This window comes from Arthrobacter sp. B2a2-09, assembly GCF_027587375.1.
Taxonomy (GTDB): domain Bacteria; phylum Actinomycetota; class Actinomycetes; order Actinomycetales; family Micrococcaceae; genus Arthrobacter.
This window is the reverse complement of record NZ_JAMXIC010000024.1, coordinates 37,275-52,230: the sequence shown is the minus strand read 5'-3', so window position 1 is coordinate 52,230 and position 14,956 is coordinate 37,275. Positions and strand designations below refer to the sequence as shown.

General features: G+C 62.3%; 19 protein-coding genes. 1 reads left to right on the top strand and 18 read right to left on the bottom strand.

Features of this window, described 5'->3' with window-relative positions; genetic code table 11:
• Positions 1-7: 7 nt before the first annotated feature.
• Positions 8-835 (top strand): sialate O-acetylesterase, encoded by an 828-nt coding sequence (locus tag NFJ07_RS20615; RefSeq protein ID WP_269997369.1) that lies wholly within the window; start codon positions 8-10, stop codon positions 833-835.
• On the opposite strand, the gene NFJ07_RS20610 is transcribed toward NFJ07_RS20615, so the two are convergent.
• The 18 genes from NFJ07_RS20610 to NFJ07_RS20525 form a co-directional block, all read right to left on the bottom strand.
• Positions 803-2,521, bottom strand: a complete 1,719-nt coding sequence (locus tag NFJ07_RS20610; protein ID WP_269997368.1) for a hypothetical protein — start codon at positions 2,519-2,521, stop codon at positions 803-805. The genes NFJ07_RS20615 and NFJ07_RS20610 overlap by 33 nt on opposite strands.
• Positions 2,522-2,533: 12 nt before the next feature.
• Entirely contained in the window at positions 2,534-2,737 is a 204-nt protein-coding gene (locus tag NFJ07_RS20605) for a hypothetical protein (protein WP_269997367.1), read from the bottom strand.
• Between the two features lie 14 nt (positions 2,738-2,751).
• Positions 2,752-3,252 (bottom strand): hypothetical protein, encoded by a 501-nt coding sequence (locus tag NFJ07_RS20600; protein WP_269997366.1) that lies wholly within the window; start codon positions 3,250-3,252, stop codon positions 2,752-2,754.
• Positions 3,249-3,572: a hypothetical protein gene (locus NFJ07_RS20595; protein WP_269997365.1), complete on the bottom strand. Its 324-nt coding sequence runs from the start codon at positions 3,570-3,572 to the stop codon at positions 3,249-3,251. Before NFJ07_RS20595 ends, NFJ07_RS20600 begins: the two co-directional genes overlap by 4 nt.
• A 129-nt stretch (positions 3,573-3,701) precedes the next feature.
• Entirely contained in the window at positions 3,702-4,655 is a 954-nt protein-coding gene (locus NFJ07_RS20590) for a LysM peptidoglycan-binding domain-containing protein (RefSeq protein ID WP_269997364.1), read from the bottom strand.
• A 60-nt stretch (positions 4,656-4,715) separates the two neighbouring features.
• Entirely contained in the window at positions 4,716-5,045 is a 330-nt protein-coding gene (locus NFJ07_RS20585) for a hypothetical protein (protein ID WP_269997362.1), read from the bottom strand.
• A gap of 11 nt (positions 5,046-5,056) precedes the next feature.
• Complete coding sequence (locus NFJ07_RS20580; protein ID WP_269997361.1) at positions 5,057-5,443, bottom strand: hypothetical protein; 387 nt, start codon at positions 5,441-5,443, stop codon at positions 5,057-5,059.
• Positions 5,444-5,469: 26 nt separating this feature from the next.
• Positions 5,470-6,381, bottom strand: a complete 912-nt coding sequence (locus NFJ07_RS20575; protein WP_269997359.1) for a hypothetical protein — start codon at positions 6,379-6,381, stop codon at positions 5,470-5,472.
• On the bottom strand, positions 6,381-7,487 hold the full coding sequence (locus NFJ07_RS20570; protein ID WP_269997357.1) for a Gp37-like protein: 1,107 nt from the start codon (positions 7,485-7,487) through the stop codon (positions 6,381-6,383). Before NFJ07_RS20570 ends, NFJ07_RS20575 begins: the two co-directional genes overlap by 1 nt.
• Positions 7,487-8,464 (bottom strand): hypothetical protein, encoded by a 978-nt coding sequence (locus NFJ07_RS20565; protein ID WP_269997355.1) that lies wholly within the window; start codon positions 8,462-8,464, stop codon positions 7,487-7,489. Before NFJ07_RS20565 ends, NFJ07_RS20570 begins: the two co-directional genes overlap by 1 nt.
• 12 nt (positions 8,465-8,476) lie before the next feature.
• Positions 8,477-12,139, bottom strand: coding sequence for a peptidoglycan DD-metalloendopeptidase family protein (locus NFJ07_RS20560; RefSeq protein WP_269997353.1), 3,663 nt, complete (start codon positions 12,137-12,139; stop codon positions 8,477-8,479).
• A gap of 19 nt (positions 12,140-12,158) precedes the next feature.
• Positions 12,159-12,557 (bottom strand): hypothetical protein, encoded by a 399-nt coding sequence (locus tag NFJ07_RS20555; RefSeq protein ID WP_269997351.1) that lies wholly within the window; start codon positions 12,555-12,557, stop codon positions 12,159-12,161.
• A gap of 50 nt (positions 12,558-12,607) precedes the next feature.
• Entirely contained in the window at positions 12,608-12,952 is a 345-nt protein-coding gene (locus NFJ07_RS20550) for a hypothetical protein (protein ID WP_269997349.1), read from the bottom strand.
• Between the two features lie 29 nt (positions 12,953-12,981).
• Positions 12,982-13,122: a hypothetical protein gene (locus tag NFJ07_RS20545; protein ID WP_269997348.1), complete on the bottom strand. Its 141-nt coding sequence runs from the start codon at positions 13,120-13,122 to the stop codon at positions 12,982-12,984.
• Positions 13,123-13,208: 86 nt separating this feature from the next.
• Positions 13,209-13,874 (bottom strand): hypothetical protein, encoded by a 666-nt coding sequence (locus NFJ07_RS20540; protein WP_269997346.1) that lies wholly within the window; start codon positions 13,872-13,874, stop codon positions 13,209-13,211.
• A 51-nt stretch (positions 13,875-13,925) separates the two neighbouring features.
• On the bottom strand, positions 13,926-14,330 hold the full coding sequence (locus NFJ07_RS20535; protein ID WP_269997344.1) for a hypothetical protein: 405 nt from the start codon (positions 14,328-14,330) through the stop codon (positions 13,926-13,928).
• Positions 14,327-14,626: a hypothetical protein gene (locus tag NFJ07_RS20530; protein ID WP_269997343.1), complete on the bottom strand. Its 300-nt coding sequence runs from the start codon at positions 14,624-14,626 to the stop codon at positions 14,327-14,329. Before NFJ07_RS20530 ends, NFJ07_RS20535 begins: the two co-directional genes overlap by 4 nt.
• On the bottom strand, positions 14,626-14,955 hold the full coding sequence (locus NFJ07_RS20525) for a hypothetical protein (protein WP_269997342.1): 330 nt from the start codon (positions 14,953-14,955) through the stop codon (positions 14,626-14,628). The genes NFJ07_RS20530 and NFJ07_RS20525 overlap by 1 nt, the downstream gene beginning before the upstream one ends.
• Position 14,956 lies beyond the last annotated feature (1 nt).

Genomic DNA, 14,956 nt, shown 5'->3' with positions numbered 1-14,956 from the left:
TTTCGGGATGGGGAAAATCACAAATCTTCTGGGCGGCCATCTGGTAAAACCGCCCAGCGAAGGTTACGACGTGTTCCTGATCGCGGGACAGTCCAACGCTTTGGGGGCCGGGCTTGGACATAAGCACCGCCTGGACCGTCCGCACGGCAATGTTCACCAGTTCGCCGGGAGCGGACGCAAGGCCGGCAAGGTGCTCCGCGGGGAACATCCCTTGTGGCACCACACCCGAGCCCCGGGCGTAGGTTTCGGGCTCATGTTCGGGAAACTTCATGCGGAAGCCACGGGACGCCCCGTGCTGCTTGTACCCGCGGCCAGAGGAGAGTCGGGCTTCCATCCGCATGTTGGCTTCTCGTGGGACGTCACCGACCAACCCGGAACGATTAACCTCTACCGCTTCGCTTCCCAGCAGCTTGCCTCAGCCTTGTCGGCGCACCCGGGTAGCGAATTGCGCGCAATTCTTTGGCACCAAGGGGAGGCCGATGTGTGGCACCTCGGACAGCACGAGTACGCCGTGAAGCTTGACGCTCTGATCACAGGATTCCGAGATGAGTTCGGGACCGCTCCCTTCATCCTCGGACAAATGAGCCCCGATAGGATGGCAGAGGCAAGCGAACTGTTCCCTGGGTACCCGCGTATAGACGCCGCGCAACGCGATACTCCGACCCGAGTACCGCTCACAGCGTTTGTTGAAGCGCCACACGGCTTGTTCAACTCGCCGGAAGACAAACTGCATTTCAGTGCGGAAGGCCAGCGCGAGCTTGGCCGCCGATACTACAAAGAGTACCGGCGGCTCACGGCCCGTCTAAGCAGTCCAGCCAGCAGCAACCAGCGCTGACGCCCATGCCTCCGAGGCAAGCGCCAGTGCCTCATCGTTCATGTGCAACAAGTCAGACTTGATGCCGGGCACACCCTGTGCTGGCGTCGTTGGCAGGACGCCGAGCGCCGTACGGAGGTTCGCGCCAGTGACCACGTTCGCGTTGCCATTGAAGAACGCGATCGCGTCGGCCAACCCCGGCAAGAGGTCGGACGTGTACCAAGCATCGAGCCCGGCGGTTGCCCCGTAGCAGGTGAAACCGATGGCGACCTTGAAGCCACGCGCAAGCCAGTAGTTCGTGGAATTGATCAGAGCCTGCTTGTAATCGGCTCGGACGGTGCCCACGGTCTTGTCACCCTGGCCGATGGAAATTAGCACCCACTTATCGGCGTACGTTCCCGTGCGCGCAGCCGCAGCGGCTGAGGCGGCAGCGAAATAGCCGTTCGGATCGAAATGAGTGTCGCCATCCTTTAGGACGTAGCCGTTCACCTCGTAACCGAGCGGGGCGCCCAGGTATACCCACGGAACAGCGTCCGCGCCCGTGACATCCGCGGCTCCGGTGGGCGCGTTGGTTGACGCAGACGCGAGGCCAGCGGCAAGGTTGCATCGCCAGAGCGATCCGCTGGAGAGGACGTAGGAGCCCCGGGTGACAACCATGCCGTTGGTCCATGTGAGGATTTGCCCGGTCCACGACTTCGCTGCGCTGGTCGAACCAACGCCAGAGTTGATCACTTCCGTCCACACGCCGAGTTGGCCCATCTTCTCCGAGAAGTGTGGCCACATCGAACGAGACGTTCCGCCGTTCGGGAGCACAGGATCCCTGAGCGGGCATCCGTTCGTTGGGGTCTGGGACAGCCAAACCCCGGAACCGAGTTCGTTGGACTGCCCCGGAGCGCCGGCCACGACGAGAGCCCGCTTGTTTGTGGGGTAGATGTCCGCTGCAGTGAAGGGCCTCGTGGGCCGTTCCGCGTGGAGCTGCGCGAGCCTGCCGACGTTGATGGGCAAGCCGCCGGTGAGCACCATGTGGTGGATGCCGTTGAACTTGGCAGCGCACGTTGCGGCATTCACGAGTGGGCCGCCGAAGGCTCCGATATTGAAGCTGCCCGTCGCCCCTGCGGTGTTGCCATTGAAGGCGTTCAGGTAGGTGTCCGCAAGGACGCCGTCGACGTAGACAAAGATCGACTTCGTCGGTGCGTCGATCGCCACAAGCACGGCGTGATCCGTTCCGTCCAGTACGGTCACGGTTCCGTCCGGCAGGGTGTTGTAGACGGCCGTGCTGGTGTTGATGACCGGCCGCAGCACTCCCGACGTCGGGCGCCCGGAGATGTAGAAGCCCTTATTGCCCGTAGTGTCACCGTTGCCCATGATGCCGATGGAGCCGCCGGGCAGACCGGCGTTGATGACAAAGGCCAGGATTACGGACTGAGTAGCCAGGTCCACTGCCGTTTTACCGTTGCTCACGCAAACACCCAGCCCAGTGCCAGCGCCGGTGGTCAGGTAGCCGCGGTTCGCCCACATCTGGCTCGGACCATAGGTGGACGTCGGAGGCTGGGCGTCCCCGCCCTTTCCGGAGGCATCGCGTGCACTGCCGGACGTCGCTGGCTGCTTCCCGGGGATAAGGAAGCTGTACTGAGAGGCGGGGCGAGCCACTTGCTGCTTGCCGACCGCTTCAAACGAATCGAGGCGGGTTCCCTTTGAGTCTTTCATGTACGCCATGGCTTAGGCCTCCGCGATGATGTCAGCGATTTCCCACGTGGAAGTGTCGACCTTGATGGTCACATGGCGGGCTGAGATGGGATTCCCTGCGAGGTCAACGAAGCGAACAAACTGCTGCTTTAGTTGCGCGTCCTGGAGGCGGCCTGGGATGTGCTTATCGAAGATCTTGCCGGACCCGTCGAGGGATGGGACTTTCTTGATGGCCATGATGGCGGCTCCTGTTAGGCAGTGATGAGTAGGGCGTCAGAGTCGGACGGGTCAACAGCGATTGAACCGTCCGATTTGGTTGTGAAGACGAGCGTGTCTGCGTCCGTCGGGTCGATGGCCACGCCGCCGCCCGTGGCCGTTAATGCCGCGAGCTCTGCGGCCGCCTGCGCCGCCGTTGCTGCAGTCGCTGAATCGGATGCTGAACCCGATGCGGTATCAGCGGCCACCCGTGCGGCCTTTGCTTCGTCCAGGACAGCCGTTGGCGAGGCTAGGAAGCCCGTGAGGCCGCCGCCCGACCATTTCACCCTCGGGGTTGGTGCCCGGAAGTTCGGCCCAAACGCATCGGGCGATGCGGTCAGAGGGTTGGCCAGTGGCAGCCCGTTCGGGTCCGTAAGGACCAGCGGCGTCGTGCTCGCAAGGTCCGCCTCATCGTAGATCGTGATCTGCGCGTTCGGGGCCCGGGTGAAAGTCACTGCGTCAACGAAGAGCGGAGCCTCGAAAGGATAGGTGGTCATGAGGTCTCCTTGTGGTCTGCGCGGTGCGCCGGGCCGTCAGTTTTTTGTCCGGCTTGTTCGAGGATCGAAGCCCACCAGCGCAGGATGGTTGTGTATGCGAGCTGCTGAGCGCCATAGACGGCAAGGATGGTTTGTGCCCAGCCGGATGGACTGTAGAGCTGGCCACTGGCCCATAGGTAGCCGGTGGCGATCGCCAGAGAAACAACGATCGGAACGGCCACCTTGATGACCTTCGACCACGATTCCGACTTGGCCCAAGCAATCCCGAGCGGCGACACAACGGTAAGGACCGCGGCCATGATGGTTGCGAGCGTCTCCATCAGAGAGCCCCTTTCAAGAGTTCGAGGACCGCAGCGAAGGCGTCCACAACGGTCAGTGCAAAAAAGCCCAAGCAGGTGGCGGCCACTACCAAAGCGACGGCCGCCACCCAAATAAACGACCGCATCGGCCTAGGCCTTGATGGTGAGGACGTTGCCGATGTAGATCTCGGCATCCGGTCCGAGGAGGCCGTTGAGCGCCGCGAGGTATCCGGCGTCAAGGCCGTAATAGTCGGCGATCGAGCGGATCGTGTCGGGAGCCTCGATAATCCACACCAGGGGACCCGGAATCCAAATCTTCTGGCCGGGGGTGATGCTGTTCTTGTCGATGCGGTTGTAGGCCGCGATCTGGTCGACGCTTGGGCCGTTGTAGTAGGCCTGAATTTTGGAGAGCGTGTCACCGCGCTCAACCACCCAGTGGATTTCGTTGTCACCACGGATGATCTGGCCCGGGGCAGGAGCCGGGGCCGGTGCGGGTGCCGGGGCGGGAGTGGAAGCCGGGGCAAGCGCGCCGCCACCGAGAACCGCGTTGATCGATGCCCGCAAGCCGTCCATGCCACCGGGCCAGCCAGCCGGGTCGATCTTTCCCTCGGAGGAGTATTCGAGGTGGCCCAGCTGCAGGCGCAGTTCCTCCGGCTGGTTCAGGAGGTATGCCCGCTCCAGTGCCGCGCCCATGTGCGGCGCAACCCTGATCTGGTCCTCAGTCCAGTCGAACGGCGCGACGCCGGAGGACTCCATTTCGATGCCGATGAGGTAATAGTTCCCGGCGTCCGTCGGAATCCCGGCGGCCGAACCTCGGCCCGCATGGTTCGCCAGTCCAGCTGCGACAAGGTAGACGGTGCCGTTGCGCCCGAAGACGATGTTGCACATGGGCCCGGCGAGGTCGGAGCGCCCACCGATGCACATGTTCAGGGTCGGCGCGTCGGAGCCGGTGAACGCGCCACGGTTGGTGGCGGTGTGGTGCCAGAGGACGCCGCGCACGTCGGCGAGGTCCTGCCCGGCGTAGCCCCGAGAGGCCCAGCCGGCAGTCTCAACTACGGTGAGTCCAGCGGCGCGAAGGACATTTGCAAGATTCGAGAGCTTCATGGTGGCCCCTTTCCGGGCATGAAAAGGCCCCGGCGACTGCCAGGGCCTTTCGTGGGTTGGTTATGTGGTGCTGTCAGGCGTCGGCTTTTTCAAGGCGGGCCAAGGCCGAAGCTCCTGGTCAGTCATGCCATGCTCGGTGCAGTCGCGGCGAAGTTGCGAGGCGTACTCTTCGGTGATGCGCCGGTTGTGAGCTTCCCGGTCGGCCCGGTCACGCTCCCGCTCGGCGTCGGCCCAAGCCTCGTTGCGCTGCTCTTTCAGAGTGACGTTCCTGGCCCGTTCCCGACCGGCGGCCCCAGTGAAGAACTTCACTAGGCCCTTGATCAGTTCCAAAGCGACCATGCCGCCACCGATGCTGACCATGGCCAGCACGAATTGTTGTGTTCCGTCCATTCGCTGGACCTCTACTTTTCGGGGTCGTAGGCGAAGTGTTTGATCTTCACTAGTCGGACGGCGAACGTGAGAAGGGCGAACGCGATGAAGCACATTGAGACGATCCGGGCACTCGGCTGCGTCAAAGGGAGCGCAAGAACCGCCGCGCCATAGATCGCGATCGCGAACATGCAGGCAATCGTGGCAGGCCGTTCCAGCCACCAGATCCCCGGCAGAGTCGTCAGCGAACCGAGCACGCCGCCGAAGATCAACAGCCCGGCCCAGACATGGACAAGGATCTCACCAAGGCCGCTCTGCATCGTCCGGGGAGGGTCCAAAATGACAGCCGTGCCAGCGATCGCCATCATCAGATAAGCGCCGCAATAGCAGATGGAGAAGAATCGAGGCTCTTGGATCATCAACCACAGGTTCTTGAGGACCGCGATCATTTCATGGCCGCGATTCCGTTGAGCTGGCAGATGTTCCCTTGCGGGTACGGGCCGACCGAGATTCCGGTGCCATTGACGACGTAGAACGTGCCGGAACGGTAGCCGTTCGTCGTGCCCGGAACAAAAGTTGTATCCACCGGCTGAAGCCCCGGTGGGAGCTTGGCGATAATCCACCGCTCGACAACCGAACCAGCAGCGCCCGAATACCGGACGTCAGCTGAAACCTGAAGCAGCTGGCCGCGGGACAAGATGCGGGCACTGGCCCTCGATCCTCCGTTGTTCAACCATCCCGCCTCAAGCGGCAGCTGGATCCATGGCCCCACGCCGTCCTCGTTGACCCAGCCGGGCATGTCGTTGGCCAAGAGTTCGTTGGACCAGCGGTTGCCGTTGATCTTGACTGAGGCGCCCAGGTTGGCAAGGTAGCCGAGAGCCAGCTCATCCTTGGCGATCATGCCGCCGTTACCAGCCCAGCAGCGCAAGTCGATGATCTTCTCCGGCGCGCTCAGCCCGGCCTTCCATTTGACCAAGGCGATGGGCTGGTCATCCTCGACGCCAGGGCCGGTCTTGCGCGCTGCGGGGATCTCAGCATCCGCAGATCCCGGAGTCGCCACGAGTGTGGACGGGCCGCCTGCAGCAGGCTGCCAGTTCCTACGCACCGAAATCAGGTCGTAACGGACGCCCGAGACGATGGTCCCGCATTGCACAACCTGATCCGTCGATGCCTCGTCAGTGACGCCCCAGCCATGGGCCTTGCCTTTGGTTACGATCACCGCGTAAGGGATCGACGGGTGGGGCTTCACCTTGAAATCTTCGGTGCCGTACACGCCATAATCCGGAACGCCTGCACGGTTCTTTGCCCGGTCGGTTTCGGTCACTACACCGTCGTAAAAGACGCTGGTCAAAGCCATTAGCGGGCCTTCCTGTCTGCGTTGTCGCGCTGCAAGGCGCGGATTCTCTTGGCCAAGGCGGTATCCGGATCGTCGGTGCGCTCTCCCACAATGGGTGTGGCCGTGTCGCCGTCCTTGTCCCAGGACAACCGGGCCTCGCGGAGGACGTCGGTGAACGCTTGCCCGCGGATCATGGCCGTCACGCGGTCGCCCACGCGCAGCCCGTCCCCGCCATAGCGGAAGTGCTTCGTCTCGGACAGCTCGAGCGACAGCCCGGCCAGCGGCGCACCTTCTGCAAGGACTTCCTTGGCGCGGTCGGCGTAGACGTCGCCGGAGGATGAGTCTCGGGCGTCTTGCAAGACCTCGATGATGTCGTTCCAAGCTGTCTCGCGCGCAGGCTCCGAGAAGCCTTTGAACTCGCGCGCGACGCCCTCACCCTGGCCGCCGACAACCACGCGGGTCACGGCCGGGGCAGCCAGCGAGTATGTCCCGCCGATGACTGTCCCGTTCTCAGGGGAAAGATGGTGCGCGTAGTCGCGGGGTTCGTAGCAGTCCAGCAGTAGGCCATTGCCTTGCTGCCGGACGGTCACGCCGATCCCTGCTTGGTCAACTGCGGGAAAGAGCCGGTCATAGGCCGGGTGGAAGCGGAACGTGTACTTCCCTGACGTGCCGCGCCCAAGGGACGGCGCCACCGCCAGCGGGTAACCGAGCCGGGTTGCGGCCTCGGCCATTACCGTCTTGACGACAGTCTCAGCTGGGCCGGTAATGGACCGGTACTCGACGTCCTGCCCGGTTAGCGGCGCCGTCGGCTTCGGCCAAGCCAACCAGTTATTCAGGATCCGGAAATCGTCCTCGACCGTGAAGTTCAGCGTGGCCGCCGTCGTGAACTGGCCGCCGGCCAACCTGACGGGCCCGGACATTTGAAACTCGCTGTGCCGGTAGATCATCACCCGGGCGCCAGGCTCCATGAGGTCCGCAGCCCGCCGGTGGTTCGCGTCGATCGTGAACGTCGCGGTGGACTTCAGGTTGTGGCGGATGGCCGGCTTCAGATCGAGCGGCCGCCCAACCCACCCCTTGAACTCCCAGCCTTTGTACACAACGATCTCGTAGGGAATCTCGGAAGCCATTACCAAGCCCTCCGATACCGGTTCTGCACCTCGGCAATCACACTGCCGGTGCCAGTCATTTGAATGGTGAGCGGGCGGTCCTGACCTCGGGGAATCGCAACGAACGCCGACGTCGGGTCAAGCTCCGATGTGCGGTCCAGTGGTGACAGGATGGACTTCGTTGCCTCGTCCCATGCCCCGTACCAGACCACTTGGCCGTTTACCGGGTCAGTGTCCAGCTGCACGGCATAGCCCGCAGGGATCTCAAACGGGACGATGATGTCATTGCCGCCGACACCGAATGAGACGGCCGTGGTGTGACCGACAACCGTCCACACCGGATAGGCCGCGACGTCGCCGTCGTTCGTGAACGTCGCTTCCCCGAGCGCGCCGCCTGGCGATAGGTAGTGGATGGCATCCGCCGGATAACCGTAAGCAATCCGGTCCGCCTCGGTGATGTAGTAGTTGCGCATGTCGCCCTGCGCCCATGACTTCGTGACTTTCTCGCCAAGCCAGTACGGCTTATCAGCCAAGAGGTTTATGCCGTACTTCGCCCAGCCGCGCTGGATCGTGTCATGGGTCAGTTCGTCATCAGCGCTGATCAGCCGCAGCCCGAGCGTCCGCCGATCACCGTTCGGCAATTTCGCCGTCCAGGTGCCCTCGAAGTCAGGGTCGAGACTTCGCCAGAAAGCGCGGTCCCGCTCCATGAACTCAGCAGAGCTCGTATCCGAGTACAGGTAGAGCGGCCAGAATGCATCCCGGTCCTTGGTGGATGTGCCGAGATGCCGCGAGCCGGCCACCGCGGGCGACGAACTGGACTGCCGCTCAAACGACGGCAGTTGCAGCCCGCGCACCCCCGGCCGCAGGAACAAACCTGCGGCCGGGTTGGTGAGCTCCCACTCGCTGCCATCCCAGCCCGTCCATGACAGGCCAATGCCCCGCCACGGATTCGCCGGAGGCGCTGGCGGCCTGTACGGGGCGGCGTAAACGATACCCACTATGTGACCTCCCTAGATCCCGAAGGCAGCGAAAGTATCCCGCCGCTTCGTCTCGATACGGTTGGCAACCTCATCCGGATCCCATCCGACGTTGCCCTTGAAAATCACGTCCCCGCGGCCGCCGGCACTTTCGCTCCGGAGAGTCGCGAGCCGATGAATATCCGCCCACTGCTGCGGGTTCAGGATCGCCTCAGGCTGACCCGTCCGGTTGACGACCTGCGAGACACCCGGAGGCAGGATGCCCCCAAGGTCATACAGTGCGGGATCACCGATTGCGGAGCCCTTGCCGCCGCCGGTGATGACGTCCGCGACAGTGCTGAACAGCTTCTTGCCGATGCCGATGGCAATGTCAGCCATGATGCCCGCCGCCGGAAACGCCGACTTGAACTGCGAGAGCAGCCCGTCGATGATCCCGCCGAACGGGTTGAAGCCGCCACCCGATGGAATCCCCGCCCCGCCCAGGTAGCCGTGCGGGTCGATGTCGTTGGGCCAGCCGCCGTTGAAGGTGCCGAAGTGGAGGTGAGGCCCAGACGTGATGCCCGTGTTGCCAGACAGCGCAATCTGCTGCCCGGCACGGACCATCTCGCCGACCTTCACAGCCATGGAGGACAGGTGAGCGAACCACGTCTGGATGCCGGAGCCGCCGTCGACGTGGATCTCATTGCCGCCCCAAACACCCGGTGCCGCAATGCCAGGACCGGACCAGCTGACCCGGCCGTTCTCCGTAGCAAACACCGGAGTGCCCACCGACGCGGCATAGTCGACGCCCTTATGGACCCGGTTATAGCCCTGAGTCTCGACCATCTGCTTCAACGGATTCACGAATCCGCCGTTCATGTAGCCGGCCAGGGAGTCAGCCAAGGCGTACAGGTTCCGCACGCCAGCGCGGCGGGTCTGCTCCTTGGTGAACACGAACTCGCCGCCGTGAACGATGCCCGCAGGCTCGTCCTCGGCGCCGTCGCCCGTGTACCCTCCGTTCATGAAGCCCTTGGGGAGCGCAACACGCGGCAGCTTGTCCACACCGGGCAGGATCCCAGCAATGGTGTTGAACGCGCCGATCAGTCCATCGTTGATGACCGTGTCTACGACGAAGCGGACCGGGGCCTTAGCGATTTCCTGTAGTCCATCCCAGAATTTCTTGATGAACCCGACGCCGTCCTCGAAGGCCTTCGGAATGGTCTTCGTGATGAAGTCCGAGAGGGTATCGAAGACGGGCTTGATGACGTTTTCCCAAACCCACTTGATGGCCGAACCGATGCCGTCGAAGGCTGGCTTTACGACGTTCTGGTAAAGCCAGTTCACGGCTGGCCCGAGGATGTTCTGGAAGAAGTACACCCACGTGTCGATCGTCGGCTTGATGACGTTCAGCCAGACCCAGTTGATCGCCTGACCGATTGCGTCAAAAACGGGCTTGATGACGTTGTTGTAGAGCCACGTGAAAGCCGCTGGGAGGATCGTTCCGAACCACAGGTTCCAAGCGTCCACAACCGGCTTGATCACGTTGTCAGAAACCCACGAAATGGCAGCACCGATGGCATCGAACACCGGTTTGATGATCGCGTCGTGAAACCATGTGAACACTGCGGCAAGGACGTCGCGGACGAAACCGATGGCGCCGTTGAAGATCGAGACAGCCGAATTCCACCAGTCCGCGATGGTCGAACCGATCCCTTGGAAAACCGGGACCATGACGTTGTTCCACCACCACATGAACAGCGGCGCGAGGATGTTCTGAATGATCGAGACGATCACTTGGAAAATGCCCCGGAATAGCAGATAGAAGCCACCCAGGACCACCGCAGCGCTGTCAAAAACCGGCTTCAGGATCGTCGTGTACAGCCAACTGAAAATCGCGCCGACAATTCCGACAGCGAACGAAATTCCGTCGAAAATCGGTTTGATGACCGACTCGTAAACCCACGAGATGATCGCGGCGATTCCGTCGAAGGCTGGCTTGATCCAGTCCGTCCACAAGTACGTGAAAAAGTCGCCGACGGCTTGGATAGCGGACTGCCATGCCGGGACCGCTGTGCCAGTAAACCAATCGACCACCGCAGCAATGGCGCCATGCACCCACTGGAATGCCGTCGAAACGGCATCCGAGATCCACTTCATGGCGGCATCGACGCCGGCCCGGAACCAATCGAGGTTGTTGTAAGCCCATATGAAGCCAGCAACCAAGGCCGCAACGATCGCTATGATCAGGCCGACCCAGCCCAATGAAATGAGCCACGCGGCGGCGATCTTCACCGCTTGGATGGTCGCCTGCGTCCCCATGAGAACCCAGCCGGCGATCATGGTTGTAACGGCCCACGAGTGAGCGAAGGCCGCCTTGATGGCCTCGGCCTTCGTGATACCCCATGCGATTTTCTGCTGAATAGCGGACTTCATTGCTTCCACGCCCAGCGCAACCCAGTGCGGGATCAGGGAGACAACGATCAAGCCGACGATGATCCCGATGGGCTCGCGCATGTCCCAAAGCCACTTAGCCACGTCTTTAGCCGCGCCTATGACCTTGCCAAGCGCACCAGGGATCTTTTTGACCTCTTCCCGCAAGGTCAGCAGGAAGGCGACAATCTTGGAATCTTCCTCCCACCCGAACGAGGAACGCAGTAAGACGGAAAAGTCGCCCTTCACCAAAAGGTCATAGAGACCAATGAGCCCGCCCCGAAGCCGGAACAGGAAATCAACTATCGGTGAATTTTCCGGAACCTTGAATGCTTTTTCAAAAGCTTCCGAACCCTTTCCACTGAGCAGGTCATAGATGCCCTTCGCTCCGGTTAGCACCTTGTCCAGGAACACTCCGATGGCGGCGCCGGCGACCTTAGCGCCCTCTTCGAGAGGCTTGAGCCAGTTGATTGCCCCAGCGAAGAACTGCTGGATTTTCGGGTACACGCCGGACAGCAGTGAGGCGCCGATACGGCCAACTGAGGCGATGGTGTTCTTGAACGCGCCCCGTAGGGTTTCGCCTGACTTGAGCGCAGCCCCACCGAGACCCTTTTCCATTGCGTTCTGGAAGGTCTCAAAGTTGATCTTGCCTTGGGAAGCTAGGTTGACGGTTTCCTCGGCGGATTTGCCGAGTTCCTTGCCAAGCAGCTGAATAATCGGTATACCAGCGTCATTCAGCTGGGCAATCACGTCGCCCTGGATCTTGTTGGACGCGCTCACCTTGTTGAAGATGGCTCCCATTTCGCCCATTCCGACACCTGCGATGGTCGCCGCGTCGCCAGTCAGCTTGAGAGTTCTCTCGAGATCCTTGCCTGGCTTCACCCCAGCAGCGACGGCACCAGCTGCGACCGTAGCGGCATCACCGAGGCCAAAGGCTGTGCCCTTCACGGCAGCCATGGCGTCGTTCATGATGCCCTGCACGGTCTCCGCTGAGTGGCCCAGGCCGCTCAGCTTGGCTTTGGCCTCCTCGATTGCCTGGAGTCGCCCAAAGCCCTTCGCGAGTGCCGTACCAAAGGCCGCGCCGACGGTCAGCCCGCCAGCGATCCCAGCAGCCTTCATGGTGCCGGACATAAACCCGCCAACAGCGCCAGTCAGTTTGCTCGCGAGGCTCTTACCGGCACTGTCACCAGCACTGCTGGCGGCGGCGTCGAGCTCCTTGCCAACCTTCTTCTGGAGGTCCTTGAATACCGGAACCACAAGGATGTCGGCGACACCGATCGTGGGCATGTGGCCTCCTATGAAGTTGTCAGATGTCCTCCGGAGAGAATCCGAACTGCTGGACGAACATCTCGGCCCAGTTGCGTTCCGCAGCCGCGACGGCGCGGTCAATCTCGGTGTACGGGGCCGGGAACGGCGTCTCTTCGCCCGGCTTCCCGCCGGCCGCGGCGATACTCACCTGCCGCAAGCCTTTGACGGCATGCAGGATCTCGCGCAGCACTGTGATGTTCAGGTCAAACTCTGAGATCTTGGGTGACCAAGGATCGGCATCATCGTCAAGGCGTGACAGTCTTTGCTCAGCCAAGACGGCGGCCATTTCGGGATCGTTAGCGATCGCCTCGTTGAGCCTGCAGGCGGTGGGCAGGTTGTCGATCAGCTCGAGCAACGCAACCCACCGTTTAGCGGCGAACCACTCCGCCAGATCCACGCCGTACTCCCGTAGAAGGTCGGCGCGGATCTGGGGACGGTAGCGGCCAATCAGCTCGCGGAGGCGGCGCCTTCCCCCGGCTTCCCAACCGTCTGCTGGTAGTAGTTCATGACACGCTCAATGAGGGCGGCGTGAACGCGCAATGGTAGGCGGGCCGCAACGTAGGCTTCGTAGTCGGGCTTCGAAAGCCACTCTTCGAGAAGCGCGAAGTCGGTTCGGCCCGTGCCCTCGAACTTTGCGAAGAAGTCTTCAGCTTCAGCAGCGGGCATGTCGTAGAGGTCGGGGAACGTGACCCGCTTCCCACCCTTGAGCGCGAGCACGAACGGCTCGGGCTTGGCAACCTCAGCTTCGAGCTCGGCGATGGTCAGGTTGATGTTCGGCTTGTCGTTAGCCATGGTGTTACCTCCGGGTGTGAGGGGTGGATTTACTTTGCGGGCTTGGCGGCGTCGGCTTTGGGAGCCTCGGCCTTTTCTTCGGTGTAGCCATCGCGGCGAAGCTCAGCGGCCTCGGTAGCTACGGCGGTCTCGACGGCGTGCTTGCCGTCCTTGGAAATGAATCGGGCCATGATCGACTCCTGAGAACTTCGGGTGTGAGGTGGAAACGGTGCGCGACGCCACACCCGGAGAGCGACGCGCACCGTGCTTGAGGGGGTTAGGTCCCGGCGGTGAAGCCGAGGGCCGTCTTGTGCTTCAGGGCTCCGGTGCCACCGATGTAGTGCTTCACCGGGACGCCGATCTCGGCATCGGTGAACACGTCGAAGGTATATGCCTGCTGCACAGGGTCGCCCGTGCCCCACTTCTGGGAATCCGTCGAGGCGAGCTTCACGGAACCGTAGCCGCGGCCAAGGATCCAGTTGTCAGCGGCAGGACCGTCGTTGCCCAGGATCAGAAGGCGGTACTCCTGGCCAACGGGCAAGTCCGGCTCGTCGAAGACGATCTCGCCGGTTGTCGCCGACTGGGTCACTGCCGAAAGGTCGGTTCCGTAGGTCAGCTCGAGCATGTGCTTGCGCCCGGTTTCAAGTGCGGTCATCTTCACCGAACGCGCCACGGTGTCAATGTCGGAGCGGACAGGACCGGCGTAGCCAAGCGCGGACACATCAGACTTGCTGATATCGCGACCGAACTCGAACCCATCCGGGGTAACCATGCCAATTGGCAGGTAGCCGAGGGCTTTGAGGTCGACCAGGGCGCCGCCGACGACAAACAGGCTCGCGGGCAGTTCAACGGACGTGGGTGCCAGGAATGCTACGGCCTTCTGGATCTTGCGGATCAGATTTCGTTCGTCAGCTTCCTGCTGAATTGTGGCAAAAGTTGGCATGGCAAATAACCCCTTTCAAGGGCTCGGAATTTGTTGGTTCCCCTCGTGGGGTCAGATGGGCCGGGAAGTGACCAAGAAAGTCGCGACGGCTTTGTTCAGGGTGTCCGACTGGTACGGGACGTCGTCTGGAACGGCGTCGGACTCGATGCTGTCCAAGAACCCCGACGGCGTATCGATGTTCTCTCCGCAGATAGCCGCCGTGATGGACTCCAGAACTTCCAAGGCTTGCTGGCCCGGCGCGTAGACCTCGATTGTTCGCCGGTCAACGCGATCGACGAAGCCTCGATTGCCACCGCTCCCGTAGAGGTGCGCGATGGGAAACGGACCCTTCAAAATTCCGTAGTCGTCAGCCGGTAGCCACGTGAAGGCGTGGACAATGACGCCGACGTGAGTAGTTCCGTCGATCAGATCGAACAGCGCCGATTTGGTATCCGGGAAGACCAGAGCATCACTCATTTGCCCCTCGCCTTCATTGCCTCAGCGACGCGCAGCAAGATCGCGTCGCGTGTATCCCGCCAGTCGGCCCGGGACTCGCGCACCACGGCCCCGGCGCGCCGATCGTTCGCCCAGCCGACGGTGACCGTCGAAGGCGCGGCCTCGTACTCGCCTCGCCCGACGGCTTGAGCGTTACCGGCCAAGCGCTTGGCAGCCGCCAACGTCGCATCGCCTACAGCTTTCGACGTGCCGAAATCCTTCAACCCGGAATCGTCAGCCATGTACGACTTCGATCCGGGAACCTTGCGGATCGCCATCAGCTCATCACCAGCCAAACTTCGGAACCGTAGGGCCATTCGCCCGGGCGGCCCTCAACGGACCATGTGCCGGCCATGCGCGTGCCCTCAGGGACGCGGACACGGTCGGCAGGCAAGAACGTGAAGCCAGGATCTCGATACAAGACTGCTTTTGAGTCAACGACGTCGGACTGATCCAAAGGCTCGGCCGTCGCGCGCGCACCTATAATGCAGTCGGTCACCGGGATCTCCTGCGGAGGCAGCGGGTTGCCTTTCGAGTCACGCCCACCGCCGCGAAGCACCACGACATCAGTGCGCCACGACTTCGGGAACATCGAAACGATGCCCATC

What these genes read in the sequence shown, in the direction of transcription:
- NFJ07_RS20560 (WP_269997353.1), bottom strand. Translation starts at nt 12,139, where the DNA reads ATGCCCACGATCGGTGTCGCCGACATCCTTGTGGTTCCGGTATTCAAG.
- NFJ07_RS20530 (WP_269997343.1), bottom strand. Translation starts at nt 14,626, where the DNA reads ATGGCGATCCGCAAGGTTCCCGGATCGAAGTCGTACATGGCTGACGAT.
- NFJ07_RS20585 (WP_269997362.1), bottom strand. Translation starts at nt 5,045, where the DNA reads ATGGACGGAACACAACAATTCGTGCTGGCCATGGTCAGCATCGGTGGC.
- NFJ07_RS20525 (WP_269997342.1), bottom strand. Translation starts at nt 14,955, where the DNA reads ATGGGCATCGTTTCGATGTTCCCGAAGTCGTGGCGCACTGATGTCGTG.
- NFJ07_RS20550 (WP_269997349.1), bottom strand. Translation starts at nt 12,952, where the DNA reads ATGGCTAACGACAAGCCGAACATCAACCTGACCATCGCCGAGCTCGAA.
- NFJ07_RS20570 (WP_269997357.1), bottom strand. Translation starts at nt 7,487, where the DNA reads ATGGCTTCCGAGATTCCCTACGAGATCGTTGTGTACAAAGGCTGGGAG.
- NFJ07_RS20535 (WP_269997344.1), bottom strand. Translation starts at nt 14,330, where the DNA reads ATGAGTGATGCTCTGGTCTTCCCGGATACCAAATCGGCGCTGTTCGAT.
- NFJ07_RS20575 (WP_269997359.1), bottom strand. Translation starts at nt 6,381, where the DNA reads ATGGCTTTGACCAGCGTCTTTTACGACGGTGTAGTGACCGAAACCGAC.
- NFJ07_RS20605 (WP_269997367.1), bottom strand. Translation starts at nt 2,737, where the DNA reads ATGGCCATCAAGAAAGTCCCATCCCTCGACGGGTCCGGCAAGATCTTC.
- NFJ07_RS20545 (WP_269997348.1), bottom strand. Translation starts at nt 13,122, where the DNA reads ATGGCCCGATTCATTTCCAAGGACGGCAAGCACGCCGTCGAGACCGCC.
- NFJ07_RS20615 (WP_269997369.1), top strand. Translation starts at nt 8, where the DNA reads ATGGGGAAAATCACAAATCTTCTGGGCGGCCATCTGGTAAAACCGCCC.
- NFJ07_RS20590 (WP_269997364.1), bottom strand. Translation starts at nt 4,655, where the DNA reads ATGAAGCTCTCGAATCTTGCAAATGTCCTTCGCGCCGCTGGACTCACC.
- NFJ07_RS20540 (WP_269997346.1), bottom strand. Translation starts at nt 13,874, where the DNA reads ATGCCAACTTTTGCCACAATTCAGCAGGAAGCTGACGAACGAAATCTG.
- NFJ07_RS20580 (WP_269997361.1), bottom strand. Translation starts at nt 5,443, where the DNA reads ATGATCCAAGAGCCTCGATTCTTCTCCATCTGCTATTGCGGCGCTTAT.
- NFJ07_RS20610 (WP_269997368.1), bottom strand. Translation starts at nt 2,521, where the DNA reads ATGAAAGACTCAAAGGGAACCCGCCTCGATTCGTTTGAAGCGGTCGGC.
- NFJ07_RS20595 (WP_269997365.1), bottom strand. Translation starts at nt 3,572, where the DNA reads ATGGAGACGCTCGCAACCATCATGGCCGCGGTCCTTACCGTTGTGTCG.
- NFJ07_RS20600 (WP_269997366.1), bottom strand. Translation starts at nt 3,252, where the DNA reads ATGACCACCTATCCTTTCGAGGCTCCGCTCTTCGTTGACGCAGTGACT.